This window comes from Pseudomonas sp. JUb52 (assembly GCF_004341115.1).
GTDB lineage: Bacteria > Pseudomonadota > Gammaproteobacteria > Pseudomonadales > Pseudomonadaceae > Chryseomonas > Chryseomonas oryzihabitans.
Genome location: NZ_SLYS01000016.1, coordinates 62,203 through 88,144, shown reverse-complemented (window position 1 = coordinate 88,144; position 25,942 = coordinate 62,203). Strand labels below are relative to the sequence as shown.

Here is a 25,942-nt window from a genome sequence, read left to right as displayed (position 1 = left end):
GATAAGCAGACCCAGCTTCTATCGATTGAGAGATCACATGCTGAAGAAAATGACTGGCGCGCTGCTCGGCGTCGCCATCGCCTCCGCCCTGGGCACCGCACAGGCCGAAGACACCAAGAAGGTCGACGTCCTGCTGATCGGCGGCGGCATCATGAGCTCCACCCTGGGCATCTGGCTGAACGAGCTGGAGCCGAACTGGACCATGGAAATGGTCGAGCGCCTGGACAAGGTCGCCGACGAGAGCTCCAACGGCTGGAACAACGCCGGTACCGGCCACTCCGCCCTGGCCGAGCTGAACTACACCCCGGAAGACAAGGACGGCAAGGTCACCATTTCCAAGGCCATCGAGATCAACGAAGCTTTCCAGATCTCCCGTCAATTCTGGTCCTGGCAGGTCAAGAACGGCGTCCTCAAGGACCCGAAGAGCTTCATCAACAGCACCCCGCACATGAGCTTCGTCTGGGGCGACGAGAACATCGCCTTCCTGAAGAAGCGCTACGAGGCGCTCAAGGCCAGCCCGCTGTTCTCCGGCATGCAGTACTCCGAGGATCCGGCGCAGATCAAGCAGTGGGTTCCGCTGATGATGGAAGGCCGCGACCCCAAGCAGAAGATCGCCGCCACCTGGAGTCCGCTGGGCACCGACGTCAACTTCGGCGAGATCACCCGCCAGTTCGCCGCCAACCTGCAGTCCAAGCCGAACTTCAAGCTGAACCTGTCCAGCGAAGTCGAGAACATCACCCGCAATGCCGATGGCAGCTGGCGCGTGGAGTACAAGAACCTCAAGGACGGCAAGAAGACCGAGACCGACGCCAAGTTCGTCTTCATCGGTGCCGGCGGCGGTGCCCTGCACCTGCTGCAGAAGTCGGGCATCCCCGAAGCCAACGACTACGCCGGCTTCCCGGTGGGTGGCTCCTTCCTGGTCACCGACAATCCCGAGATCGCCCAGCAGCACCTGGCCAAGGCCTACGGCAAGGCTTCGGTGGGCGCACCGCCGATGTCGGTTCCGCACCTGGACACCCGCATGCTCGATGGCAAGCGCGTGATCCTGTTCGGGCCCTTCGCCACCTTCTCCACCAAGTTCCTCAAGCAGGGTTCCTACCTGGATCTGCTGACCAGCACCAACACCCACAACGCCTGGCCGATGGTCCGCGTGGGCGTGGCCGAGTACCCGCTGGTGGAATACCTCGCCGGTCAGCTGATGCTGTCGGATGACGACCGCATGGCCGCCCTGCGCGAGTACTTCCCCAACGCCAAGAAGGAAGACTGGCGCCTGTGGCAGGCCGGTCAGCGCGTGCAGATCATCAAGCGCGACGCCGACAAGGGTGGCGTGCTGAAGCTGGGCACCGAGATCGTCGCGGCCAAGGACGGCAGCATCGCCGGCCTGCTGGGCGCTTCCCCGGGTGCCTCGACCGCCGCGCCCATCATGCTGAGCGTGCTGGAGAAGGTGTTCAAGGACAAGGTCGCGACCCCGGAGTGGCAAGCCAAGCTGCACCAGATCGTGCCCAGCTACGGCACCAAGCTGAACAGCGACCCCGCGCGCGTGCAGCAAGAGTGGAACTACACCGCCGAAGTCCTGCAACTGGCCACCCCGCCGGTCGCCACCGGCACCGAGAACGCCAAGGCCACCGCCAGCGCTCCGCGTGTCGAAAAGGCCGCCAACGACATGGCGCTGTAAATCGCCGCCCGACCCGCTGCATGCGCAGCGGGCTCACCGCGATGACCCAAGGCCCCACCCGGATCCGGCGTGGGGCTTTTTTTCGCCTGCGTCCGGCCCGGGCCCTGTGACGAAAACCGCAACGGCGTGAATTTTTTCCCGCCAGACAGGCACTAAAACTGCAGCGATACGCCGAGGCCGCTCTGTGCACGCCACAATGGTGATCTATCCTCGAGCCTTAACCGTTACCTGAATCTGGAGACACGATGACGGCACATCCCGCCCCGGGCATCCTGCATACCCGAGAAGGCCAGCGCCTGGCTGATACCGACGCCGCCGCCTGGCGGCAGTGGGGACCCTACCTGAGCGAGCGCCAGTGGGCCACGGTCCGTGAAGACTACAGCGCCGATGGCGACGCCTGGCGCTATTTTCCCCATGACCATGCGCGCAGTCGCGCCTATCGCTGGGGCGAGGACGGCCTCGCCGGTTTCAGCGACAAGGCCCAGCAATGGTGCCTGGGCATCGCCCTCTGGAACGAGCGCGACCCCTTCCTCAAGGAACGGCTGTTCGGCCTGACCAACGCCGAGGGCAACCATGGCGAAGACGTCAAGGAGCTGTACTTCTACCTGGACGGGGTGCCGAGCCATGCCTACCAGAAGATGCTCTACAAGTATCCACACGCCGCCTTTCCCTATGCCCGGCTCACCGAGGAAAACGCCCGGCGCGGGCTGAACGATCGTGAGTTCGAGATCCTCGACACCGGCGTCTTCGCCGACGATCGCTATTTCGACGTCACCGTCGAATACGCCAAGCACAACCCCGACGACATCCTCATGCGGGTCACCGTGGAAAACCGCGGGACCGAGCGCGCCAGCCTGCGGGTGCTGCCGCAGATCTGGTCACGCAACACCTGGGCCTGGACCGGCACCCCGCCGCGCTCCATGCTCAGCCTGGAAGGCGATCAGGTCCGTGCCAGCTATTTCGACCGGCCCGATCTGGTGGTCAGCGCCTGGGGCCCGCGCGAGGTCGAGTGGCTGTTCTGCAACAACGAAACCAACCTGCCCCGCCTCACTGGCGAGCCTGCCGAAGGGCCCTTCAAGGACGGCATCAACGACTACGTGGTGCGCGGCGCCCGCGAGGCGATCCGCCGCGACTTCGGCAGCAAGGCGGCCGCCCATTTCGCCGTGGAGCTGGAGGGTGGCGCCAAGACCGTGGTCTACCTGCGCCTGGCGCCCACCAATGCCCTGTCGGTGGATGCCGATGCGATCTTTGTCGAACGTATCGCCGAAGCCGATGCCTTCTATGCCGCCCTGCAGGAAAAGATCGCCGATCCCGATGCTCGCCTGGTACAGCGCCAGGCGTTGGCCGGCCTGCTCTGGTCCAAGCAGCTCTACTATTTCGAGGTCAATCGCTGGCTCGATGGCGATCCTGCGCAGCCCACGCCGCCGGCGCAGCGTCAGCGCATTCGCAATGGCCACTGGCGACACCTGCTCAATTTCGACATCGTCTCCATGCCGGACAAATGGGAGTACCCCTGGTACGCCTCCTGGGACCTGGCCTTCCAGGCAGTGGCCTATGCCCTGATCGATCCCGGCTTCGCCAAACAGCAGTTGCTGCTGCTGGTGAAGGACAGATTCATGCACCCCAATGGGCAATTGCCGGCCTACGAGTGGAATTTCGAGGACGCCAATCCGCCAGTGCATGCCTGGGCCACCTGGCACGTCTACCTGCAGGAGAAGTCCCTGACCGGGGTGGGCGATCGGGTCTTTCTCGAGCGCGTCTTCCACAAGCTGCTGCTGAATTTCTCCTGGTGGATCAACCGCAAGGACACCGAGGGTCGCAACATCTTCCAGGGCGGCTTCCTTGGCCTGGACAACATCGCCCTCTTCGATCGCTCGGCACCGCTGCCACCGGGCTATCACCTGGATCAGGCCGACGGCACCGCCTGGATGGCCGCCTATGCCCTGGACCTGATGCGCATCGCCCTGGAGCTGGCCAAGGAAAATCCGGTGTACGTCGATCTCGGAGTCAAGTTCTTCGAGCACTTCCTGCACATCGCCGGCGCCATCAACCACAGCGACGACCGCGAGGACGGCCTCTGGGACGAACAGGACGAATTCTTCTATGACGTCCTGCACAAGGCGGATGGCAGCGCGGAACCGCTACGCCTGAGGTCCATCGTCGGCCTGATCCCGCTGTTCGCGGTGCAGGTCCTGGAACAGCGCGAGCACGAGGGTCTCCCCGGCCTCGGCGGACGACTGCGCGGCTTCCTGCGCCAGCGACCGGATCTCGCCCGACTGGTCTCGCGCTGGACCGAGCCCGGCCAGGGCAACCGATTCCTGCTCTCGCTGCTGCGTGGCCATCGCACCAAGCTGCTGCTCAAGCGCATGCTGGATGACAACGAATTCCTTTCCGAATACGGCATCCGCTCACTGTCCAAGGCCCACGAACAGCAACCCTTCGAGATGCGCCAGGCCGACGGCAATCTGCTCAGCGCCCGCTACCAGCCGGCGGAATCGGATTCGCGCCTGTACGGCGGCAACTCCAATTGGCGCGGGCCGCTGTGGATGCCGATCAACTACATGCTCATCGAGTCGCTGCACGAATTCCACCGCTACTACGCCGACAGCTTCTCGGTGGAATATCCCAGCGGTTCGGGCTACCTGGCCAATCTGGAAGAGGTCGCCGACGGCCTCAGCCAGCGCCTGACCCGGCTGTTCCTCAAGGACGCCGACGGCAAGCGCCCGAGCATGGTCGACTATCCGCAATTGCAGAACGATCCGCGCAGTCGCGACCTGGTGTTGTTCCACGAGTATTTCCACGGCGAAAACGGCCGCGGACTCGGGGCTTCCCACCAGACCGGCTGGAGCGCCCTGGTGGCGCTGCTGCTGCAACCCCGGCGCTAACCCGAGCACGCCGCGGTGCCGGTCCCGACCGGTACCGCGGCGGACTGCGGCAAGACTGCAGTTTTCCTCGGCCACCCCGGCTACTATGCTCTAGCTAGACATCCCGCCTTCGCGAGCCCGCATGACTGCCCCCGATGACGCCCAGCGTCGCCACGCCCTGAGCGAGTTGCAGATTCTCGATAGCGGCGTCGAAGCCGCCTACCAGGACATCGTCGTCCTGGCCTGCCAGCTGACCCGGGCGCCGGTGGCCTTCATTACCCTCGCCGATCGACATCGTCTCTGGTTCAAGGCCTGTCAGGGCCCGACGATAGCCGAGGTGCCGGTCGACGCCTCTCTCTGCCACTTGGCGATCCGTACCCCGCGTGAGCCCTTCCTGGTGGAAGACCTGCAAGGCGACCCACGCGTCGCCCATCTCCGGTCTGCACCCGGGCTGGAAGGGATGCGCGCCTACCTGGGCATCCCCCTGCTCGACCGACACGGGGTCGCCCTCGGCACCCTCTGCGTGATGGACGACCGGGTTCGGCGCTTCGAGACGGCTCAGGTCGACAACCTGCAACGGCTGGCCCGACAGGTCATCATCCTGCTGCAACAGCGCGAGACCCTGCGCCAGCTGGAAGAGCTGGACATCAACTTTTCCGCCTTCATGAACAACGGGCCCTTCATCGCCTACATCAAGGACCGCGACTGGCGCTACCGCTATGTCAACGAGCCGTTTCTGCAGCAGCTGGAATTGACCCGCGACGAGGTCATCGGCCAGGACGACTTCACCATCTGGCCAGAGGCGGCGCCCCGTTTTCGCCAGGTCGACGAGCAGGTGATGAACGAACTCAAGCCGAGCCGCCTCGTCGAGCGCATGACCGCCCTCGATGGTCGGCGCCTCTTCTGGCAGTCCTATAAGTTTCCCCTGGTCACCCGGCAGGGCATCGCCCTGGCAGGCCTGTCGGTGGACGTCACCGAGCACATCGAGCAACAGCACATGCTAGAGGCCTCGCAACGCCAGTTGCTGGGCATGATGCAGGCCGCCGAACAGCGCAGCGTCACCGATGCCCTGACCGGCCTGTTCAATCGACGCGCCTTCGACCTGCGCCTGGCGGAGCACCTGTTGCGCGCCGAGGAGCAGCGCACGCCGCTGTCCATGCTGTTGATCGACGTGGATCACTTCAAGGCCTACAACGACGCCTATGGTCACCAGGCGGGTGATAGCGCCTTGCAGGCCGTCGGCCAGTTGCTGCTGCAGAGCTGTCGCGACAACGACGCCTGCTTCCGCTACGGCGGCGAGGAATTCGCCATCCTGCTGCCGGGTGCCGATCTCACCGCGGCCCACCTGGTGGCCGAACGCTGCCGCGCCGCCGTCGCCAACCACACCTGGTCACGGCGCCCCATCACCCTGAGCGTCGGCTTGGCCACCCACAGGGCCGGGATGGATGCCTACAGCCTCACCGAAGGCGCCGACCGGGCGCTCTATGCAGCCAAGGGCGCCGGTCGCAACCGCATCGCCGCGGAGCCCGGGCCCGAAGCCCCTGCCAGTCCGGAATGACGCCCAAAACAAAAAACCCGCCGAAGCGGGTTCTTTGTTGCGACCATCCCAACATCCTGTCAGGCGCCATCCTGGCCTGGTCTTCATCCGTGACCTCAAAGCTACGCATCCTGCGCGGCTGATGGGTGTAGATTACGCAGCCCCCGCAGGTGGCAACATGGCCAGGTGACACCAGTCGGTGTAAGCCTTTCGCCATACCCCACCCGGTCCACCCGCCGACCTCAAATCGCGCCCAACAAAAAACCCGCCGAAGCGGGTTCTTTGTTGCGACCATCCCAACGTCCTGTCAGGCGCCATCCTGGCCTGGTCTTCATCCGTGACCTCAGGGCTGCGCATCCTGCGCGGCTGATGGGTGTAGATTACGCAGCCCCCGCGGATGGCGACATGGCCAGGTGACACCAGTGCGTGTAAGCCTTTTGCCATACCCCGCCCGGTCCGCCCGCCGACCATAAATCGCGCCCAACAAAAAACCCGCCGAAGCGGGTTCTCTGTTGCGACCATCCCAACGTCCTGTCAGGCGCCATCCTGGCCTGGTCTTCATCCGTGACCTCAGGGCTGCGCATCCTGCGCGGCTGATGGGTGTAGATTACGCAGCTCCCGCAGGTGGCAACATGGCCAGGTGACACCAGTCGGTGTAAGCCTTTTGCCATAGCCTGGGGAACATGGCGATCGCCGCCTCGACTAATGCTGACCTCCGCCGAAGATCCGCCATGGCCCTCTCGACCTCCTTCGCTATCGTGCAACAGCAGATGCGCCGCGCCGCCGGCCTGGTCTGGAGTACCTCACCCGCGCTGATGATCGGCCTGATCCTGGCGACCCTGGTCGCCGGCCTGCTGCCGGCGCTGGCCGCCTGGCTGGGGCAGCGCATCGTCGATGCCGTGGTGGCGGCCATGCGGCTGCATGCCGACCAGGGCCAGGCACCGCTGTGGCCGGTACTGAAGTTCGTGCTGGCAGAAGCCGGGGTACTGGCGGCCCTGGCGGGCGCCCAGCGGCTGCTGTCGGTGCAGCAATCGCTGCTGCGGGTACGCCTTGGGCAGACCGTGAATCTGCTGATCCTGGAAAAGGCCCAGACCCTGTCGCTGGCGCAGTTCGAGGACGCCGACTTCTACGACAAGCTGGTGCGAGCCCGGCGCGAGGCCTCCATCCGGCCCCTGGCGCTGGTGACCAAGTCCCTGACCCTGTTGCAGAACCTCATTTCCCTGGTCAGCTTCGCCGTGCTGCTGGTGCATTTCTCGCCCTGGGCGCTGCTGTTGCTGGTGGTGGGCGCCCTGCCGGTGTTCCTCGCCGAGGCGCGCTTTTCCGGCGATGCCTTTCGGCTGTTCAGCCGGCGTGCGCCCGAGACCCGCCGCCAGACCTATCTGGAGACGCTGCTTTCCCACGAGGCCTACATCAAGGAGGTCAAGCTGTTCGGCCTGGCGCCGCTGCTGCTGGAGCGCTATCGCACCACCTTCGCCAAGCTCTATGCCGAGGACCGCCGCCTGACCCTGAGACGTGACGGCTGGGGTTTCGTCTTTGGCCTGCTGGGCACCCTCGCCTTCTATGCCGCCTATGCCTGGGTGGTGCTCGATACCGTGCGTGGCCGCCTGAGCCTGGGCCAGATGACCCTCTACCTCACCCTGTTCCGCCAGGGCCAGGCCGCGGTCAGCGCCAGCCTGACCGCCCTGGGCGGCCTCTACGAGGACAGCCTCTACCTGAGCAATCTCTATGACTACCTGGGCCAGCCGACCAGCGCCGAAGGCGGCAGCCTCACCGCCGGCAGCCAGCCCGGCGACGGCCTGAGATTCGAAGGGGTCGGCTTCACCTATCCGGGTGCGGCCGCGCCGACACTCAAGGACATCGGCTTTCACCTGGCGCCGGGCCAGAGCCTGGCGCTGGTGGGGGCCAACGGTTCGGGCAAGACCACCCTGATCAAGTTGCTGACCCGCCTGCACAGCCCGACGCAAGGCCGTATCCTGCTCGATGGCAGCGATCTGCAGGAGTGGCAGCCGGCGGCCCTGCACAGGCGCATCGGCGTCATCTTCCAGGACTTCATCCGCTACCAGCTCACCGCCGGTGAAAACCTGGGCGTCGGCGACACCCAGGCCTTCAATGACGAGGCGCGCTGGCGCAAGGCGGCCGAGCAGGGGCTGGCCGACGAGGTCATCGCCGGTCTGCGCGAGGGCTACGAGACTCAGCTCGGACGCTGGTTCATGGGCGGCCAGGAACTGTCCGGCGGGCAGTGGCAGAAGATCGCCCTGTCCCGCGCCTATATGCGCGAGGACGCCGACATCCTGGTGCTGGACGAACCCACCGCCGCGCTGGACGCCGCGGCCGAGGCGGTGATCTTCGAGCGCTTTCGCGCCCAGGCGCAGCAACGCATGACCCTGCTAATCTCCCATCGCTTCTCCAGCGTGCGCAACGCCGACCAGATCCTGGTGCTGGAAGATGGGGAGATCCGCGAGCGGGGCGATCACGAGGGGTTGCTGGCCAGCGGTGGTCGCTATGCCCAGCTGTTCGATCTGCAGGCCAGAGGCTATCGCTGATCGCCGGTGGCGAACTTCGCGCCAGGGGCTCTGCCCAACGTTTGACAACCACTCGCGGAGGCCGCATGAACGATCAGATCAAGGAAAACCCCGACGACCTGGACATCGATCCGGACATCGCGCCCGATCCCGAGGAGCCCGTGGGCGAAGATCCGGATGACAAGCCGGTCGAGGAGCGCCTGCCGCAGAAGAATCCGCGCAATCCGGAGTACAGCTGATGAACGCCATCCTGCCGCTGCCCGAGGATGAAGACCCGGAAGGGCTGCATCCGGCGGAGTTGCCGGCCGACGAGGACGATGCGCCGCCGGTGGATCCGCTGTGAAATCTAGCGTCAGTATTCGGATAGCGCTGGCGTAGGGTTTGCCCTCACCCCGGCCCTCTCCCGGAGGTAGAGCGGGAAGAGCCGCCCGTAGGTTGGGTTGAGCGCAGCGACGCCCAACGGGTGATTCATCACTTTCGGATTATTGGGCTTCGACGATGGAGCTGTCTCAGCATAACCTACGGGTCTCACGATGAAAAAGGTCCGCCGTAGCGGACCTTTTTTTGGCCCTATTTCGCGCCGGGTTGCGGTTTGTAGAGTTCGAGCAGCTTGAGCGTGACGCCATTGGTCCAGCCGAAACCGTCCTGCAACTCGTACTCGCCGCCACCGCCACCCTGGCCGCCGGTGAGGTCGTATTTCTCCACCAGCTTCTGCTCGCGGGCGTAGAGGTTCTGCACCTGGGTCAGGAAGCGGGTGCCGATGTCGGCGGCCAGCTTGTCCTGCTGGTAGCGGCGCAGGCCGTCCACGGCCACCCACTGCAGCGGTGCCCAGCCATTGGGTTCGTCCCACTGCTGGCCGGTCTTGACCGTGGTGGTGGCGATGCCGCCCGGACGCAGCAGCTGGTTGGCCACGGTCGCGGCGGTCTGGTCGGCACTGCTCTGGCTGGCGGCGCCCACGAACAGCGGGAACAGGGTGGCGGCGGAGAGCTTGTCGGTGCGGCGCTTGGCCTGCCAGTCGAAGTCGGTGTAGTAACCGGCCGGATTCCACAGGTAGCGGTCGATGGCCTGCTGACGGGTCTTGGCCTTCTGGCTGTAGGCCTGGACGCAACTGGCCTCGCCGGTCTTCTCGCAGGCCTTGGCGATGGTCTGCTCCAGGTGATAGAGCAGGCTGTTGAGGTCTACCGGCGCGATGGCGGTGGTGCGGATGGTCGCCAGGGTCTTGCCGTCGCCCAGCCAGCGCGAGGAAAAGTCCCAACCGCTCTCGGCGCCGGCGCGCAGGTCGCGATAGACCTCGCCGGCCGGTCGGCCCTTGGCCTGGGCGGCGGTGGCCAGGTCTTCCATGTAGGACTCCTGACGCGGGGTGTCGCGCGCATCCCAGTAGCGATTGAGCAGGGTGCCATCGGCCAGCCTGACCACATGGGCATTGGCCTGGCCCGGTTGCAGGCCTTCGGCGCCGGCCATCCAGTAGGCGTATTCCTTCTGCAGCTGCGGCAGGTAGCGACGATAGGCGGAGTCGCCTTCCAGGCTGGCCTGCAGGTCGACCATGTAGGCGAAGAACGGCGGTTGCGAGCGACTCAGGTAGTAGCTGCGGTTGCCGTTGGGGATGTGACCGTAGACGTCGATCTCATGGGCGAAGTTGTCCACCATGTCGCGGACCAGGTCGGTGCGCCCGTCCTTGGCCAGCCCCAGCATGGTGAAGTAGGAATCCCAGTAGTAGACCTCGCGGAAGCGGCCACCCGGCACCACATAGGGCTTGGGCAGCGGCAGCAGGCTGCTGTAGGCCGGTACCTCTTCGTAATGGCGGGTCAGCACCGGCCAGAGGTCCTTGACGTGGGTGGGCAGGTCGGCCCCCGCCTTGGGCGGGGCGGCCTTGATCGGATCGGATTCTTCGAAGTTGGCGCTGACGAAGGCCTTGAGGTCGAAGCCCGGCTTGTCGCGCTGGGCCAGGTAGTCCTGGCGGATGTCGGCTGGATTGCGCTTGGGCAGGGCATCGACGAAGTGCTTCTGGTCGCTGAACAGCTTGCCCTGCTGCACCGCGGCGAACAGCTCGGGATAGGCCTGGTCCGGCGGCACGGCGCGAGCGTTGCTGGCGTCGCGCCAACTCCAGGTCGGGGTTTCCGGCTTGCTGCCCTCATGGGCGCAGGCGGCGAGAAAGGCGATGGACAGGGACAGGACGAGCATCCGCGCGGGTGGCGCAGGTGGCAGGCGTTTCATGAAGCGCTCCTTTTCTTGTCGACACGACAGCAGCCGCAACGGAGGTTGCGACTCGAAAGGATCGACCCTGGCGCGCCGCGACAGTTCGCCGCGACCGGCTCAGCCGCCTGGACGCAGACGCCTCACGCAGCGCGCCAGCTCTTCCAGGCCGAAGGGTTTGCCGATGAGTTCGACGCCCTCTTCCGCCAGCTCCGGCAGGGACGCGGGATCCGCCTGGCCGGACAGATAGAGCACCGGCAGTCCGGGCGTGGTGGCTCGCGCCTGCTCGGCCAGTTGCCGGCCGTCCAGCCCGGCGAGACCGAGACTGGTCACCAGCAGGTCGATGCGCAGGGTGCCGGAGGCGATGAGCGTGACAGCGGTGGCGCTGTCAGCCACTGCCAGCGGCGTGTAGCCCAGTTCCGCCAGCACCTCGCCGATGATGACGCGGACTTCGCGCTCTTCTTCGACGATCAGCGCGCAGTCGCCGGAGACTTCCGGCAGCACCGGGCCCTCGGCGTCGTTGGGCGCGCTTTCCGGCGCCGGCCGGGCCAGCAGCCGCGGCAGATAGAGGCTGATGCAGGTGCCCTCGCCCACCACCGAGTGGATCTCCACCTGGCCACCGGACTGGCGGACGAAACCGTAGATCATCGACAGCCCGAGTCCGGTGCCGCGCCCGCTGGGTTTGGTGGTGAAGAAGGGTTCGCAGGCGCGCTTGAGGGTATCGGCGTCCATGCCGGTGCCGGTATCGCAGACCTGGATGCGGACAAAATCGCCGTCCACCGTCTCGATCGGCAGACCGATGCTCAGGGGTCCGCTGACATTGTCCACCCGGATGCTCAGGTTGCCGCCCTCGGGCATGGCGTCGCGGGCGTTGATGGCCAGGTTGAGGATGGCGTTTTCCAGCTGGTGCGGATCGCAGTGCAGCAGCCAGAGGTCGGTGTCGAGCTGGACGTCCTTGCGGATCTTCTTGCCCAGGCTATGGCGCAGCAATTCGTGCATGCCCTGCACCAGCTGGCCGGCATCCACCGGGCGGGGTTCGAGCACCTGGCGGCGAGCGAAGGCCAGCAGCCGCTGGGTCAGGGCCGCGGCGTTCTCCGCCGAGCGGGTGGCGGTGTCCAGGTAGCGTTCCAGCTCCTGGATACGGCCCTGCTGCACCCGACGGCGCATCAGGTCGAGGGAGCCGACGATGCCGGTCAGCAGGTTATTGAAGTCGTGGGCGATGCCGCCGGTGAGTTGGCCGATGGCTTCCATCTTCTGCGCCTGGCGCAACTCTTCTTCCAGGGCCACCAGCTCCTGGCCGCGCGCTTCGATGCGCTCTTCGAGGTTGCGATTGAGTTCGTCCAGCGCCTCGCGGGTATGGACGGCTTCGCTGACATCGCGGGAGATGGACAGGAATTTCAGGGTCTGGCCGTCATCGCCCAGGATCGGCGTGACCACTACGTCCCACCAGCGCCGGGTGCCCTTGGCGGTGGGCGCGAGTCCGGTGAAACGGCCGATGCCGCCCTGCCGCGCCGCCTCGATGGCGGCGGTCACCTCATGGCGCTGCTCCTCGGGCCAGAGTTCGGCCCAGTGGCGGCCCTGGAAGGGAATGAAGTCGTCGATCTCCATGACCATGAGACCGCCCGGATTCATGTACTCCAGGCGCCCTTCCAGATCGATCAGCTTGATGCAGTCGACGCTGCAGACCATCACGCTGCGCTTGAAGGCCTCGCCCTGCCAGAGTTCGGCTTCATGGCGACGCTGCGCGGTGACGTCCAGCAGTACGCCGCCGGCCTCGCGCCGCTGGAACTGCAGGCAGCGCAGCTGGCCATCGGCGCCCTGGCGCCAGGCCTCCCAGACCTGCCCCGGGGCGGGCAGCAAGCCCTCGGGTGGCGCGCTGCGGCTCTGCAGATCGCTCAGCAACTCGGCGGGCGCGAGCCCCCGGGACAGTACCTCGGCGTCCCGTTCCAGCATGGCCGCGCAGACGGCATCCGCGCGCCATCTGGCGCGGCTGGGATCGTATTCGAACAGGCCGACGGCAAGGAACTGGGACATGGTGGTTAGTGGCCGGTAGGAGAAGGAGATGTCATAACGCCAGCAGACGAGGCGAACCCGTCTACGTTAACAGTTTCGACGTTTCGCTTCGCGCTGGGCTTCGACCACTGCACCGGAAAAATTACTCACTCGGTCGCGTTTTTCTCCACCGCATAGCGCCGCTCCAGGCCGCTATGGCCCAGGCCGACGCCCTTGCGCACCTTGAGCTGCACCGGGATGCGCTCCTTGAGGGCCTCCACGTGGCTGATGATGCCGATCGTCTTGCCACTGGCATTGAGCTGGTCGAGGGCATCCAGGGCGACCTCCAGGGTCTCGCCATCCAGGGTGCCGAAGCCTTCGTCGAGAAACAGCGAATCGATGCCGGTGCGCTGGCTGACCAGATCAGAGAGGGCCAGCGCCAGGGCCAGGCTCACCAGGAAGCTCTCGCCGCCGGAGAGGGTGCGGATGTCGCGCAGGGCATCGGCCTGCCAGGTGTCGAGGATCTGCAATTCCAGTTCGGCGGCCTGGCGCCGGAAGAGTCGATAGCGACCGTGCAGGCGCATCAGCTGACCATTGGCCAGGTGCACCAGGTGGTCCAGGGTCAGGCCCTGGGCGAACTTGCGGAACTTGGCGCCATCCGCCGAGCCGATCAGGCCGTTGAGATGCTGCCAGAGATCGTGATCGCGCTCCTGGGCGGCGATCTCGCCGATCAGCGCCTGCAGGCCGTCCCGCCGCCGTTCGTCTTCGCGCAGGGCGGCATTGACCTCGCCCTGGCGCTGACCCAGGGCGCGCAATTCGGCGCCGGCGGCGGCCAGTTCGGCATCCAGCTCGGCGGCGCTGCGCTCGGTGAGCGGCTCGGCAGCCAGGGCGGCGTACCGCTCCCGCGCGGCCCCTGCCAGGGCGCGGGCTTCGGTCAGGGCGGTCTCGAGGCGGGTGCGCTCCGCGGTCAGGACGGAGTGCTCGTCGTCGTCCAGTTGCGCGGCGCGCCAGTCCGCGGCATCGGCGAAGGCACTGGCGGCCAGGGCGGCCTGCCAGCGCTTGGCGGCTTCGCGGGCCAGTTGCACCTCACCCGCCAGCCGCTCGTGCAGCGCCTGGTGCGTGCCCTGCAGCGCCGCACCCTGCTCGCGGCAGTCTTCCCAGGTCGCGGTCGACTCGGCGAGCACGGCCGTAGCGGCCTCCGGCGCTACCGGGGCGGGGGTGACCTCGCCGGCGCGCTGGCGCCAGGTCGCGACCAGCGGGGCCAGGATGGCCAGGCGCTGGGCGAGCTCCTTGTGCAGCTGCTGCAAGGCCTGAGCGCGCTGGCTGTCGGCCTGCCAGAGCCGCCACTCCTGGTCGCGCTGGGCCAGCCATTCGCCGGCACGACCGGGGACCTCATGGCCCCAGCCAGCCAGTTCCTCGCCCAGCTGCCGCTCGGCCCTGGCCTGTTGTGCCTGGGCCTGACGCAGCTCCTCGGCACCTTCGGCCAGCGCCTGGCGCGCCCGCTCCCAGGCGGCCTCGGCCAGCGCCAGGCGCTGTTCGGCATCGGCCTGCTGACGCGCCAGGCGCTGGGCTTCGTTGCGCCCCTCCTCGCCCTGCTGACGCAGGCCATCGAGGGTGGCGAGCACCTGCTGGATGCGCGCCAGTTCCTGATCCTGCCGGCGGCGCAATTCGGCGATAGCACCGGGCGCCTCGGGATCGGCGCCCAGGGCCGTGCAACGCTGGCGCCAGAGTTCGCCCAACTGGTCCAGCTGCTGACTGGCCTCGGCCTGCTGCTCGTTGGCCTGATCGAGTTGCGCCTTGAGCGCCGCCAGGGCTTCGCTGAGGTCCTTGCCTTCCTGGGTCAGGCGCTCCAGCTCGGCCTTGGCGTCCTGCAGGGCGGTCTGGGTGGCGGAGACGTCCAGGGCGGCATAGTCGGCCACCGCGGGGTGTTCGCGGGAGCCGCACAGCGGACAGGGTTCGTCGGGCTGCAACTCGGCGCGCTGGGCTTCCAGGCTGCGGATGACCCTTTCCTGTTCGAGCAGCTTTTCGCGCTCGCGCACCTGCTGGGCGACTTCACGATAGCGTCCACGCAGGGCCTCCAGGCGCACCTGATGCTCGCCATGCTGGCGCTGGCGTTCACCCTGGCTGCGCGCCAGGCGCTCCAGCTGGGCCTGCAGCTGACGCCTACGCTCGACCAGTTGGTCCAGCTGGTCCACCTCGTTGACCCGTCCCAGCGCCGCCTGCCAGAGGGCGCGCCAGGCCTTTTCGTCGCGGCCGTCCAGTGCGGCCTGCCAGCGTTCGTTCTGGGCCTGCTCCGCCGTCTGGGCCTGGGCGGCCTGCGCCTGCGCACGGGTCAGCGCCCCCTGCTGGGCCTCGCGCTCCTCGGCCAGCAGCTGCAGCTGACGGGTCTGTTCCTCCTGGCGGCGCGTCAGGCGCGCCAGGGCCTCGGCTCTTTCGTCGCGCAGGGCCAGCTGGCTGCGCCAGTCGCCCAGGCGCTCGCCGAGTTCGGCATGGCGGGTCCGCTCGGCCAGACTCTGCTCCAGGCGCTGTTGTTCATCCAGCGCCTGCGCCTGCTCCGCCTCGGCCTGGCGCAGCTGTTCGCCACTGGCGCCCAGGGCCTGGGCCAGGGCGGCGTCGCGGCGGCTGGCCAGGGTCTGGATCCGCTGGTCGAGCTGGGCCAGTTCGTCCCGGCTGCGCTGTTCACGCGCCGCGGCCTCACGCCAGGCCTGTTCGATGGGCAGCAGCCGCGCCGCCGGCTCGGCCGCGGCCAGCCGTTGGCGCTGCGGCTCGGCGGCGTCCCAGGCCTGCTGCGCCGCAGCCAGCCGGGTGGCGGCCTGCTGCTCGCCCGCCGTCGCCTGCTCCAGGGCGCTCAGCCACTGGCGCTGGACCTGCAAGGTCTTGAGGTCCGCGCCCAGGCGTTCTTCGCGCTGCGCCAGGCCGGTGCCTTCGGCGGCCAGTGCCTGACGGCGTTCGTCATCCAGCACCTCGACCCCGGCGACGCGTTGGCGCAGGCCCTCCAGCACGCCCTTGGCCTCGCGCGCGCGTTCGAACACCCGCTGGGAGATCTGCCCGTACACCGCGGTCCCGGTCAGCTCTTCCAGCAATTCGGCGCGCTGGCTGGCGCTGGCTTCCAGGAAGGCGGCGAAGCCCCCCTGGGCCAAGAGCATGGAACGGGTGAAGCGCTCGAAGTCGAGGCCGGTGAGTTCTTCGGTGAGTCTGAGCTTGTCGCCGGTCTTTTCGGCGAGGATGCTGCCGTCGAGCCTGGCCAGTTCCACCTTGGGCGGCTGCAGCGCCCCATCGGCGCGGTCGCGGGCGCGTCTCTGGCTCCAGAAGGCCCGATAGCGCTCGCCACGCACGGCGAATTCCACCTCGGCGAGGCAGTCGCCGGTGTGACGGGTCATGAGTTCGTTGCTCTCTCCGCCCACCTTGCTCATGCGCGGCGTGCGGTGATAGAGCGCCAGGCAGATGGCGTCCAGCAAGGTGGTCTTGCCCGCCCCGGTCGGCCCGGTGATGGCGAACAGGCCGCTACTGGCGAAGGGTTCGGCGGTGAAGTCGATCTTCCACTCACCCTTGAGGGAATTGAGGTTCTTCAGGCGCAGGGTGAGGATCTTCATCGGGCTTTTCCAGGACGACTCGGCGAACCGCCGATTCTGGCATTGTTGGGCGCGCTCGCCCATGCCAACCGACCACTCGACCTGTGGTCGTGCCCACCGCTGAACTTGCCCCCGCCTACGCTCTCAACTGCAAGGTATCGCTCTGCAACCACGTATCCCAGGAGGATTCGTCGTGCGCTCGCCCCTGTCTCCCTTAGATTTTCTCGGCATGCCCCTGCTGGTCGGCCTGGGCACCCTGGCGCTGGTCAGCTGCAGTGGCGGCCACAAGGTCGCGGCGCTGTGGCAGCCGCTGGCGACCTGGCTGGTCTAGGTGCTGGAAAGCCCGGTGAGCCCTTAGATCACCGGGCGACCCCTCACGGCATGAATACCGCCCTCATGCAGTTCTTGTCCTTGGACTTGAACAGCTCGTAGCCATAGGGCGACTCTTCCAGGCTCATCGGATGGGTGAGCAGATAGGACGGATCCAGTTCGCCCTTCTGGATGTGTTCGAACAGCCGCTCCACATAGCGCTGGCCCGGCTGCTGGCCCGATCTCAGGATCAGGGCCTTGTTTACGATGGCGCCCATGGGGAATTTGTCGATCACCCCGCCATAGACCCCGATCACCGAGACCGTGCCACCCTTGCGACAGGCGCGGATGGCCTGGCGCAACGCCGAGCCGCGCTCGGTGTGCAGGCGCAGCAGCTGCTTGGTCTTGTCGTAGGCGTAGTCGACCTGGGTGCCATGGGCCTCCATGCCGACGCAGTCGATGCAGCGATCCGGACCGCGGCCACCGGTCAGCTCCAGCAGCGCCTCATGGATGTTGGTGGTCTCGTAGTCGAGGACGATGGCGCCGGCCTTCTCGGCCGCCAGCTGCAGGCGATCGCTGAAGCGGTCGATGGCGATGACCCGTTCGGCGCCCAGCAGGTAGGCGCTGCGAATGGCCATCTGCCCGACCCCGCCGCAGCCCCAGACCGCCACGGTGTCGCCGGGCTGAATGTCGGCGATGTCGGCGGCGTAGTAGCCGGTGGGCACGGCGTCGGAAACGAACACCGCCTGGGCGTCGCTGACCCCGTCGGGCACCTTGAACAGATTGACGTCGGCATAGGGCACCCGCACATAGGTGGCATGGCTGCCGGCATAGCCACCGAAGGCGTGGCTATAGCCGAAGATGCCGGTGCAGGGCTGCCCATAGGCCAATTCGGTCAGCTCGGGCTTGGGATTGCTGTTGTCGCAGCAGTTGTAGTCTTCGCGCTGGCAGTGCTCGCAGTCACCGCAGCCGAGGATGGAGACCGTCACCACCCGGTCGCCGATGGCCAGGCCCTGATTGCGCAGGCCGCTGCCCAGTTCGACGATCTCGGCGAGGAATTCGTGGCCGATGATGTCGCCCGGCTTCATCGCCGGGACGTAGCCGCCCAGCAGATGCAGGTCCGAGCCGCATACCGAGGACATGATGACGCGCACGATGGCGTCACGCGGGTTGAGGATCTCCGGATCCGGGACGGTTTCCACCTGCAGACGGTTGGGGGCTTGCCAGGTCAGGGCGCGCATCATTCGGTCCTCGCTTGGGTGCCCAGGCCGGCGTCGAGGTCGGCCTGGGGTTCGTCGGCCGGACGGCTCACCGGCGGATGGGGGGGCGCCAAGGGTCGACCGCTGCGGGTGACCTCGCGGGTGGCGATCTCGCCGGTCTCCAGTTGCTGCTTGAGGCGCCGCAGACCCAGGTTGACCGCCTTGCCGGTGAAGCGGCTGATGCCTTCGGTGACCGCATGGCCGAGCAGGCCGGCCGGGGCTTCGCAGGCCAGTACCGCCTGAACCAGGGTGCCGCGGCCCTGGGGCGCGTCGCTGAAGGTCAGACTGGCCTTGTGCGCCATGACCGTGCCGGGCACGGTGCTCCACAGCAGGAATTCGTTTTCGCGACGCTCGCTCTGCTCCAGGGTCCAGCTCAGGGTGCGCCCCAGGGGACCGGAGGCATGCCAGTGGCTGTCGCCATCGGCGCCCAGCTCGATGCGGTCGACGAAGGGCAGCAGCTCGCGCAGGTGCTGCAGGTCGGTGCAATAGGCGAACACCTCTTCACGCGGCTTGGCGATGGTGACGCTACGCTGGATGGCGGTGGGATTGCGCCAGCCCCAGCGCTCGGCCAGGGCCTGCTCGAAGGGCGAAGGCTGCAAGGCGGCCTTGAGTTCGCACCGCTGCCGGACCCCGCGGCTGAGCGCCATGGCCCCCAGGGCCAGCTTCACGCAGCCGGTCAGGCCGCCGCGGCGCAGACCGCCAAGGATCAGCAGGCCGCCGCCCAGCAGGGACACCAGGCGTTCAGTGCCCTGGACATTGGGCACCTGGTTGTCGGAGCGCTCGTGGCGCGTGGCAGCGAGGGGTTGCGATAGGTCGTGCATGGGGTCTCCTCCGGTATGGGCTACATAGAGAGGGTGACCCCGGGCAAACGGGCCTTGTTCCGGACGAAAAAGCTGGTCCGATGGAAGCGTTTCGCTGCGATCAGGCCGGCAACTCGCCGAGAACCTCGCGGTAAAGGCCTTCCAGACGACTGCGCAGCTCGTCATCCAGGGTCTCGGCGGCCAGGCGCTGGCTGAAGACGTCCAGCGGACTGAGCTCCTCCAAGGTCTCGCGCGGATTGCCCTGCAAGGTAGGCGCTACCAGGCTGCGCGCACGCCTTACCCGCAGCACCTCCAGCGGCAGGTTGGCCACCAGTGCCGAGATACGCGGCTGCAGATCGGCCAGGTAGTCGTCACCGACCACCACCACCTCGGCCCACACCGGGCACGCGGGACTGCCATCGGCCGCTGCCTCGATCAGAGCCGCGCCCAGGGTGTCGAGGCTGCCCTGCACCACGGCCAGGGGCTGGAAACAGGGCACCGCCAGGGGCGTGATCCGCTCCAGGGCACTGCCGAACTCCACCAGCAGGACTTCCTTGTCCCGCTGCTCGTCGAAACTCAGGCACAGCGGCGAGCCGCTGTAGCGCACCTGCTCCAGGCCGCCAACCCGCTGGGGTCGGTGGATATGGCCGAGGGCGATGTAGTCCGCCGGCGGAAAGGCGCTGGTGGGAAAGGCGTCGAGACTGCCGACATAGATCTCCCGCACCGACTCGCTGGCGCTGGCGCCCACGGTGGTCAGGTGGCCGGTGGCGATGATCGGCAGCGTCGCGCCCAGTTCCGCGCGGCGCGCCTCGGCCAGGGCGTAGAGCTCGGCGTAGTGGCCCTGGATGGCCTGCTGCAGCGCCTGGCGCTTGTCATCGGCGCTCTGCCCGGCCTGGCTCTGCAGCACGTCACGCGGCCGCACGAAGGGAATGCCGCAGAGCAGCGCGCCGAGCTCGCCGTCGCGCCTACGCAATTCCAGCAGCTGGTCGGCTGGCGTCGCGCTGACGCAGGGGATCACCCGGGTGTCCAGGCAGGCCAGCAATTCGCGGGACTCGGCCAGCACCGCGGCGGAATCATGGTTGCCGCCGAGCACCACCAGGCTGGCGCCGGTAGCGCGCAGGGCGACGATGAAGCCGTTGTACAGCTCGCGGGCGTAGCTCGGCGGCGTGGCGGTGTCGAAGATGTCTCCCGCCACCAGCACCACGTCCACCTCCTGCTCCGCCACCTGGTCGACCAGCCAGGCGAGAAAGGCGCGATGCTCGGCCTCGCGGGTGCGCCCGAGGAAATGCTGCCCCAGGTGCCAGTCGGAGGTGTGCAGCAGGCGCAGGCCGCTGGCGGGCGAAGCCTTGCGGGCGCGCCTGGGCTTGGGTTTTTCCTCGGGGGCGGCGGGCAGATCGAACAGCGGGAGGTTTTCCATGGGTATCGGCGGTCAGCGCGGCAAAGGGCGCAGTATCCTCTCCGGGGCGCCGGAGGGAAACCGCCCCACGCCCTGACCGGACCGGCGTGCCTAGTGCCTGAAGCCTAGTACCGCGCCTCTAGACGCTGACCGGAGGCGGCATCGAACAGGTGCAGGTGCTCCTGCGGCGCGCGCAGCTGCAGGACGTGGCCCGGCGCCGGCCGCTGCTGATGCGGCAGGCGCACCACCAGCCCCTGCTCGCCCCAGCGCCCATGGGCCAGGTTGTCGGCGCCGAGGATCTCCAGGGTGCGGACCACCAGCGGCAGCCCCTGCTCGGGGTCGCTGCAGGGTTGCAGGTGCTCGGGCCGGATGCCCAGGCAGACCGGGCGTCCGGCCAGGTGGCGATAGCCCGGCCCGAGGGGCAGCCGCAGACCGCCCGGCACGTCGCAGTGACTGCCCGCGGCGTCGACCTGGCCGTCCAGCAGATTCATTGCCGGACTGCCGATGAAGCTGGCGACGAAGCGCGTCGCCGGGCGTTCGTAGACCTCCACCGGGGTGCCGAGCTGTTCGACCCCCCCTGCCTGCATCACCACCACCCGCTGGGCCAGGGTCATGGCCTCCACCTGGTCGTGGGTGACATAGAGGCTGGTGGTCGCGAGTCGCTGGTGCAGCTGCTGCAACTCCAGGCGCATCTGCACCCGCAGCTTGGCGTCCAGGTTGGACAGCGGCTCGTCGAACAAAAACACCGCCGGATCGCGCACCAGGGCGCGGCCCATGGCCACCCGTTGGCGCTGGCCGCCGGACAGCTCTCGCGGCCGCCGTTCGAGCAGGCCATCCAGTTCCAGGATGCGCGCCGCCTCCTTGACCCGGGTGGCGATCTCGGCGCGGCCGAGACCGGCGATCTTGAGGCCCCAGGCCAGATTCTCGGCCACGCTCATGTGCGGATAGAGAGCATAGTTCTGGAACACCATGGCGATGCCGCGCGCCTTGGGTTCCAGCGCGGTGACGTCCCGCCCGCCGATGTGGATGCTACCGGCGCTGACCCGCTCCAGCCCGGCCACCAGTCGCAGCAGGGTGGACTTGCCACAGCCCGAAGGGCCCACCAGCACGATGAATTCGCCATCCGCCACCTGAAGATCGAGCGGCTGGATGACCTGGGTCTTGCCGTTCCAGCTCTTGGAGACGGCTCTGAGTTCGAGGTTTGCCATGGTTATTTTTCGCTATCCACCAGACCGCGCACGAAGGCGCGTTGCATGACCAGCACCACCGCCACCGGTGGGATCAGGGTGAGCAGCATGGCCGCCATCACCTGGTTCCACTGCGGCGCCCGCTCGCCGAGCGAGAGCATGCCGCGAATACCGGCCACGGCGGTGCCAAGATCGGGGTTGCTGACGATCAGCAGCGGCCAGAGGTACTGGTTCCAGCCGTAGATGAAGGTGATGACGAACAGCGCCGCCAGGTTGGTCCGCGACAGCGGCAGGACGATGTCGCGAAAGAAGCGCATCGGCGAGGCGCCATCGATGCGCGCCGCTTCCAGCAACTCGTCGGGCAGCGTCAGGAAGAACTGGCGGAACAGGAAGGTGGCGGTCGCCGAGGCCATCAGCGGCAGGGTCAGGCCGGCGTAGCTGTCCATCATTCCCAAATGGCCGATGGTGTCCACGGTGGGAAAGATGCGCACCTCCACCGGCAGCATCAGGGTGATGAAGATCAGCCAGAAGGCCAGGGTGCGCAGTGGAAAGCGAAACCAGACGATGGCGAAGGCCGAGAGGATGGACACCGACAGCTTGCCCAGGGTGATGCCCAGCGCCATCAGGAAGCTGTTGAGCAGCAACCGCCAGAACGGCGCGGTGCTGTTGCCCACGCCCTGGGTCCAGATCAGGCTGAGGTTGTCCCAGAGATGGCGCCCCGGGATCAGGCTCATGGGCGTGGCGAACACCGCCCGGTCATCGAGGGTGGCGGCCACGAAGGCCACATAGAGTGGAAAGAGGATGACGCCGATGCCCAGCACCAGCATCAGGTGGCACAGCAGCGTCAGTCCGCGGCGATTCTCGATCATTGATAGCGTACCCGGCGTTCGACATAGCGGAACTGCACCACGGTGAGCACGATGACCAGCAGCATCAGCACCACCGACTGGGCAGCAGAGGCGGAGAGGTCGAGCCCGGTGTAGCCCTCGCGGTAGATCTTGTAGATCAGCGTGGTGGTGGCCTGCACCGGACCGCCGCCGGTGGCGGCGTCGATCACCGGAAAGGTGTCGAAGAAGGCGTAGACCAGGTTGACCACCAGCAGGAAGAAGCTGACCGGCGCGATCAGCGGCAGCGACAGCTGCAGGAAGCGGCGCAGCGGCCCGGCGCCGTCGATGGCGGCTGCCTCCAGCAGCGAGCGCGGGATGGCTTGCAGCGCCGCGAAGAAGAACAGGAAGTTGTAGCTAATCTGCTTCCACACCGAGGCGAGCACCACTAGGAACATCGCCTGGCCGGCGTTCTGGGCGTGGTTCCAGTGATAGCCGTAGCGCTCCAGCAGCAGGGTGAGCAGACCGAGACCGGGGTTGAACAGAAAGATCCACAGCACCGCGGCGATGGCCGGCGCCACCGCATAGGGCAGCAGCAGCAGGGTCTGGTAGACCCGACTGCCGCGCACCACCAGGTCGACCAGCGCCGCCAGCACCAGAGACACCAGCAGGCCGCAGCCGGTCACCAGGGCGCTGAAGGTCAGGGTGGTCCAGAAGGAGGCCAGATACAGCGGGTCCTGGAATAGCTGACGGAAGTTGTCGAGGCCGACGAACTGGCTGGACAGGCCGAAGGGATCGACGCTCTGCAGCGAATACCAGAGCGTCTTGCCGGCGGGCCAGAGAAAGAACACGGCGGTGATCGCCAGCTGGGGTGCCAGCAGCGCATAGGGCAGCCAGCCGGTGGGAAAGACCTGACGGGATGTGGACATGGGCGCACGCATCGTCGCGAAAAGAGGAGCGGCGCCGGCAGTCATCGGCCGGCGCCGCCAGGGCGGATACCAGGCTTACTGGGTGGATTTCTCGAAGCGGCGCAACAGCACGTTGCCGCGCTGCACGGCGGCATCCAGCGCCTGCTGCGGGGCCTGCTTGCCGGTCCAGACGCTTTCCAGCTCTTCGTCGATCACCGCGCGGATCTGCGGCATGTTGCCCAGGCGCAGGCCCTTGGTGAAGGCCAGCGGCGGCTTGTTCAACATCTGCCGGGTGGCGATGTCGGCCCCCGGATTCTTGGTATAGAAGCCCTGCTCGCGGGTCAGGTCGTAGGCCGCCTTGGTGATCGGCAGGTAGCCGGTCAGCTGGTGCCATTCGGCGGCGATCTCCGGCTGCGCCAGGAAGGCGAGGAATTCGGCCACGCCGCGCTTCACCGCCGCATCCTGGCCCTTGAACACCCAGAGGCTGGCGCCGCCGATGATGGCGTTCTGGGGAGCGCTCTTGAGGTCGCCGTCATAGGGCATCATGGCCACACCGAAGTCGAATTTGGCGTAGTGGCGGATGTTGGCCAGCGAGCCGGACGAGGTGGTCAGCATGGCGCAGTCGCCGTTGTAGAACTTCTCCGTGGGTTCGTCCTTGCGACCGACGTAGGTGAAGTCGCCGCGCTTGCCCATCGCCTGCAACAGGGCGATGTGCCTGACCTGCGGCGCCTGGTTGAACTCCAGCACCGCGTCGCTGCCCAGGTAGCCGTTGTCCTGGCTGGCGAAGGGCAGGCCGTTCCAGGCGCTGAAGTTTTCCAGCTGGACCCAGCTCTGCCAGCCGCTGGTATAGCCGCACTTCAGGCCAGCGGCGCGCAGCTTGGCGCTGTCGTCGGCGAGCTCCTTCCAGGTCTTGGGTGGCGCTTCCGGATCGAGGCCGGCCTGCTTGAAGGCCGCCTTGTTGTAGTAGAGCACCGGGGTGGAGCTGTTGAACGGCATGGACAGCAGCTGACCGGTCTTGGCGTCGCTGTAGTAGCTGGCGACGGTGGGTACGAAGCCCGCTTCATCCAGCTTCACACCCGCATCCTTGAACACCTGATAGACCGGCTCGATGGCGTTGGACGCCATCATGGTCGCGGTGCCCACTTCGTAGACCTGCAGAATGGCCGGCGGCTTGCCGGTCCGGAAGGCCGCGATGCCAGCCGCCAGATTCTGCTCGTAGTTGCCCTTGTACACCGGCTGCACCTGGAATTCCGGGTGCGTCTGGTTGAAGCGCTGGGCCAGGGAGTCGACCTCCTTGCCAAGCTCCGCATCCATCGAATGCCAGAAGGGAATGGGCGTCGCCGCCCATACCGGGCCACCACTCAGCAGCCCGAGTACCACACCCAACGTCATACCACGAAGCGAAGCCTGCATGTCCGTACCGCCCTTGTCGAAGGTCCAGGAATCGAAAGCGCGAAAACGCGCCTCCCGTGTTCGGAAGGCAACATGCCAGGGAAAGATGACAGTCAGGCTACAGTGAAGGCCGCACACGCAATCCCGCTGAAAGGTGCACCGTAGAGCCATTCAGCGACGAAACCCGGGCGCGCGCGGTGGCAGCCCGACGCGACCAGGTCGCCCCAGCTGCCAGGTACTAGCAGCGACCCGCTGGGGATGACGCCAGCGCCAGTCGCTGCACCAGGCTGGGCACCAGGCTCAGCACGCCCAGCAGCGCCATGCCCAGACCGACCCACAGGGGTGCGCGCAGGCCCTGACCGGCATCGATGGCCGCGCCGCCGGCCCAGGCGCCCACCGCCAGGCCCGCGGTGATCACCGAGGTGTGCAGGGTGTTGACCAGCGGGCCCGGGGTGGCCGCGGCCATGACCCGGGCGACCATGGCCGGGTTGAGCGCCACCCCGGTCAGGCCGATCAGCACCAGGGCCAGCAGACTGGCCGCGGCGCTGTCGGCGCAGCTGACGAAGAGGGCAAAGCCCAGCGCCAGCACCGCCAGACCGACACCCTGCACCTTGAGGGTGTAGCGATCGGCCAGGCGACCCACCAGCAGATTGCCCAGCACGTTGGCGAGGCCATACCCCATCAGCAACCAGGGAATGGTGGTGGCCGCGAAACCCGTCACCTGGATGAGGATGGGCGAGAAGTAGCTGAAGCCGGCAAAGGTCGCGCCGATGATCAGGCCGCTGGTGAGGTAGGCCGCCCAGAGTCTGCCACTGACCAGGGTCCGCAGCTCCCCGCCCAACTGCCCGGCCGCGCGCGCTGGCGCCCGCGGCACGCAGAAGCCGACCAGCAGGGTGCAGCAGGCCGCCAGCAGGGCGACCGCCCAGAAGCTGGCGCGCCAGCCGGCCAGTTGCTCGATCAGTACCGTACCCGGCACCCCGAACACCGGCGCCAGCATAAGTCCGGACAGGATCAGCGAGGCCGCCCGGCCGCGGCGATCCGGCGTAACCAGGTTGGCGCCCAGGGTCAGACAGAGGCCGATGCTGGCGGAACTGGCGATGCCCATGAGCACCCTCCCCACCGCCATCACCGGATAGCTGACCGCCAGCGCAGCCACCACGGCGCCGACCAGATAGAGCGCCAGCAGCCACAGCAGCGCCGACTTTTCCGCCAGGCGCAGGGCCAGCAGCAACAGGGTCAGCGGCGGGCCGCCCAGGGCCATGCCCAGGGCGTACCAGGAGATCAGATAGCCGATCTGGCCGAGGGAGACACCGAGATCGGCGGCCAGCGCCGGCATCATGCCGGCCACCATGAATTCGGCGGTGGTCAGCGCGAAGATGGTCAGGGCCAGCAGATAGATGAGACGGGGGATGGCGGGTGAGGCAGTCATGACAGGCGAAACATTCCAGAACAGCGGACAGGAGCGGCGGTAGCGGACCGGACGTGCGGACAGGGGGCGCGCATGCCGGAGGT

Annotated in this window: 17 protein-coding genes; 6 read left to right on the top strand and 11 right to left on the bottom strand. The window is 67.2% G+C overall.

Going from position 1 to position 25,942, the window contains the following annotated elements; genetic code table 11:
- Window positions 1-37 precede the first annotated feature (37 nt).
- The 5 genes from mqo to EC839_RS24255 all read left to right on the top strand — a co-directional run bounded on the left by mqo (window position 38) and on the right by EC839_RS24255 (window position 8,837).
- Window positions 38-1,675 carry a malate dehydrogenase (quinone) gene (mqo, locus tag EC839_RS21415; RefSeq protein ID WP_007163050.1) on the top strand — a complete coding sequence of 546 codons (1,638 nt, stop codon included), beginning with the start codon at window positions 38-40 and terminating at the stop codon, window positions 1,673-1,675.
- Window positions 1,676-1,920: 245 nt separating this feature from the next.
- Window positions 1,921-4,560: a glucosidase gene (locus EC839_RS21410; RefSeq protein ID WP_007163051.1), complete on the top strand. Its 2,640-nt coding sequence runs from the start codon at window positions 1,921-1,923 to the stop codon at window positions 4,558-4,560.
- Between the two features lie 121 nt (window positions 4,561-4,681).
- Complete coding sequence (locus EC839_RS21405) at window positions 4,682-6,097, top strand: diguanylate cyclase (RefSeq protein WP_007163052.1); 1,416 nt, start codon at window positions 4,682-4,684, stop codon at window positions 6,095-6,097.
- A gap of 710 nt (window positions 6,098-6,807) precedes the next feature.
- Window positions 6,808-8,619 carry an ABC transporter ATP-binding protein gene (locus EC839_RS21400; protein WP_007162536.1) on the top strand — a complete coding sequence of 604 codons (1,812 nt, stop codon included), beginning with the start codon at window positions 6,808-6,810 and terminating at the stop codon, window positions 8,617-8,619.
- Window positions 8,620-8,684: 65 nt separating this feature from the next.
- Window positions 8,685-8,837, top strand: a complete 153-nt coding sequence (locus EC839_RS24255) for a hypothetical protein (RefSeq protein WP_007162537.1) — start codon at window positions 8,685-8,687, stop codon at window positions 8,835-8,837.
- A gap of 331 nt (window positions 8,838-9,168) precedes the next feature.
- Here the strand turns inward: EC839_RS24255 and treA are convergent, their stop codons facing one another.
- The 3 genes from treA to EC839_RS21385 form a co-directional block, all read right to left on the bottom strand.
- Window positions 9,169-10,812 (bottom strand): alpha,alpha-trehalase TreA, encoded by a 1,644-nt coding sequence (treA, locus tag EC839_RS21395; RefSeq protein ID WP_007162539.1) that lies wholly within the window; start codon window positions 10,810-10,812, stop codon window positions 9,169-9,171.
- Between the two features lie 99 nt (window positions 10,813-10,911).
- On the bottom strand, window positions 10,912-12,825 hold the full coding sequence (locus tag EC839_RS21390) for a PAS domain-containing sensor histidine kinase (protein ID WP_007162540.1): 1,914 nt from the start codon (window positions 12,823-12,825) through the stop codon (window positions 10,912-10,914).
- Window positions 12,826-12,950: 125 nt separating this feature from the next.
- On the bottom strand, window positions 12,951-16,376 hold the full coding sequence (locus tag EC839_RS21385; protein WP_007162541.1) for an AAA family ATPase: 3,426 nt from the start codon (window positions 16,374-16,376) through the stop codon (window positions 12,951-12,953).
- A 172-nt stretch (window positions 16,377-16,548) separates the two neighbouring features.
- On the opposite strand from EC839_RS21385, the gene EC839_RS24250 reads away from it, so the two are divergent.
- Window positions 16,549-16,686, top strand: a complete 138-nt coding sequence (locus EC839_RS24250; RefSeq protein ID WP_155951402.1) for a hypothetical protein — start codon at window positions 16,549-16,551, stop codon at window positions 16,684-16,686.
- A 43-nt stretch (window positions 16,687-16,729) separates the two neighbouring features.
- Here the strand turns inward: EC839_RS24250 and EC839_RS21380 are convergent, their stop codons facing one another.
- The 8 genes from EC839_RS21380 to EC839_RS21345 form a co-directional block, all read right to left on the bottom strand.
- Complete coding sequence (locus EC839_RS21380; protein WP_007162543.1) at window positions 16,730-17,905, bottom strand: zinc-dependent alcohol dehydrogenase; 1,176 nt, start codon at window positions 17,903-17,905, stop codon at window positions 16,730-16,732.
- Window positions 17,905-18,744, bottom strand: coding sequence for an SRPBCC family protein (locus EC839_RS21375; RefSeq protein WP_007162544.1), 840 nt, complete (start codon window positions 18,742-18,744; stop codon window positions 17,905-17,907). Before EC839_RS21375 ends, EC839_RS21380 begins: the two co-directional genes overlap by 1 nt.
- Before the next feature lie 100 nt (window positions 18,745-18,844).
- Window positions 18,845-20,050, bottom strand: coding sequence for an exonuclease subunit SbcD (gene sbcD / locus EC839_RS21370; protein ID WP_039976370.1), 1,206 nt, complete (start codon window positions 20,048-20,050; stop codon window positions 18,845-18,847).
- A gap of 194 nt (window positions 20,051-20,244) precedes the next feature.
- Window positions 20,245-21,327 carry a sn-glycerol-3-phosphate import ATP-binding protein UgpC gene (locus EC839_RS21365; protein ID WP_007162546.1) on the bottom strand — a complete coding sequence of 361 codons (1,083 nt, stop codon included), beginning with the start codon at window positions 21,325-21,327 and terminating at the stop codon, window positions 20,245-20,247.
- Window positions 21,328-21,329: 2 nt separating this feature from the next.
- A complete protein-coding gene (gene ugpE, locus EC839_RS21360) occupies window positions 21,330-22,175 on the bottom strand; it encodes a sn-glycerol-3-phosphate ABC transporter permease UgpE (RefSeq protein ID WP_007162547.1) in 846 nt (281 codons plus the stop codon).
- Window positions 22,172-23,059, bottom strand: coding sequence for a sn-glycerol-3-phosphate ABC transporter permease UgpA (gene ugpA, locus EC839_RS21355; protein WP_007162548.1), 888 nt, complete (start codon window positions 23,057-23,059; stop codon window positions 22,172-22,174). Before ugpA ends, ugpE begins: the two co-directional genes overlap by 4 nt.
- 75 nt (window positions 23,060-23,134) lie before the next feature.
- Window positions 23,135-24,451 (bottom strand): sn-glycerol-3-phosphate ABC transporter substrate-binding protein UgpB, encoded by a 1,317-nt coding sequence (ugpB, locus tag EC839_RS21350; RefSeq protein WP_037006855.1) that lies wholly within the window; start codon window positions 24,449-24,451, stop codon window positions 23,135-23,137.
- A 217-nt stretch (window positions 24,452-24,668) separates the two neighbouring features.
- Complete coding sequence (locus EC839_RS21345) at window positions 24,669-25,859, bottom strand: MFS transporter (protein WP_007162550.1); 1,191 nt, start codon at window positions 25,857-25,859, stop codon at window positions 24,669-24,671.
- Between the last annotated feature and the right edge of the window lie 83 nt (window positions 25,860-25,942).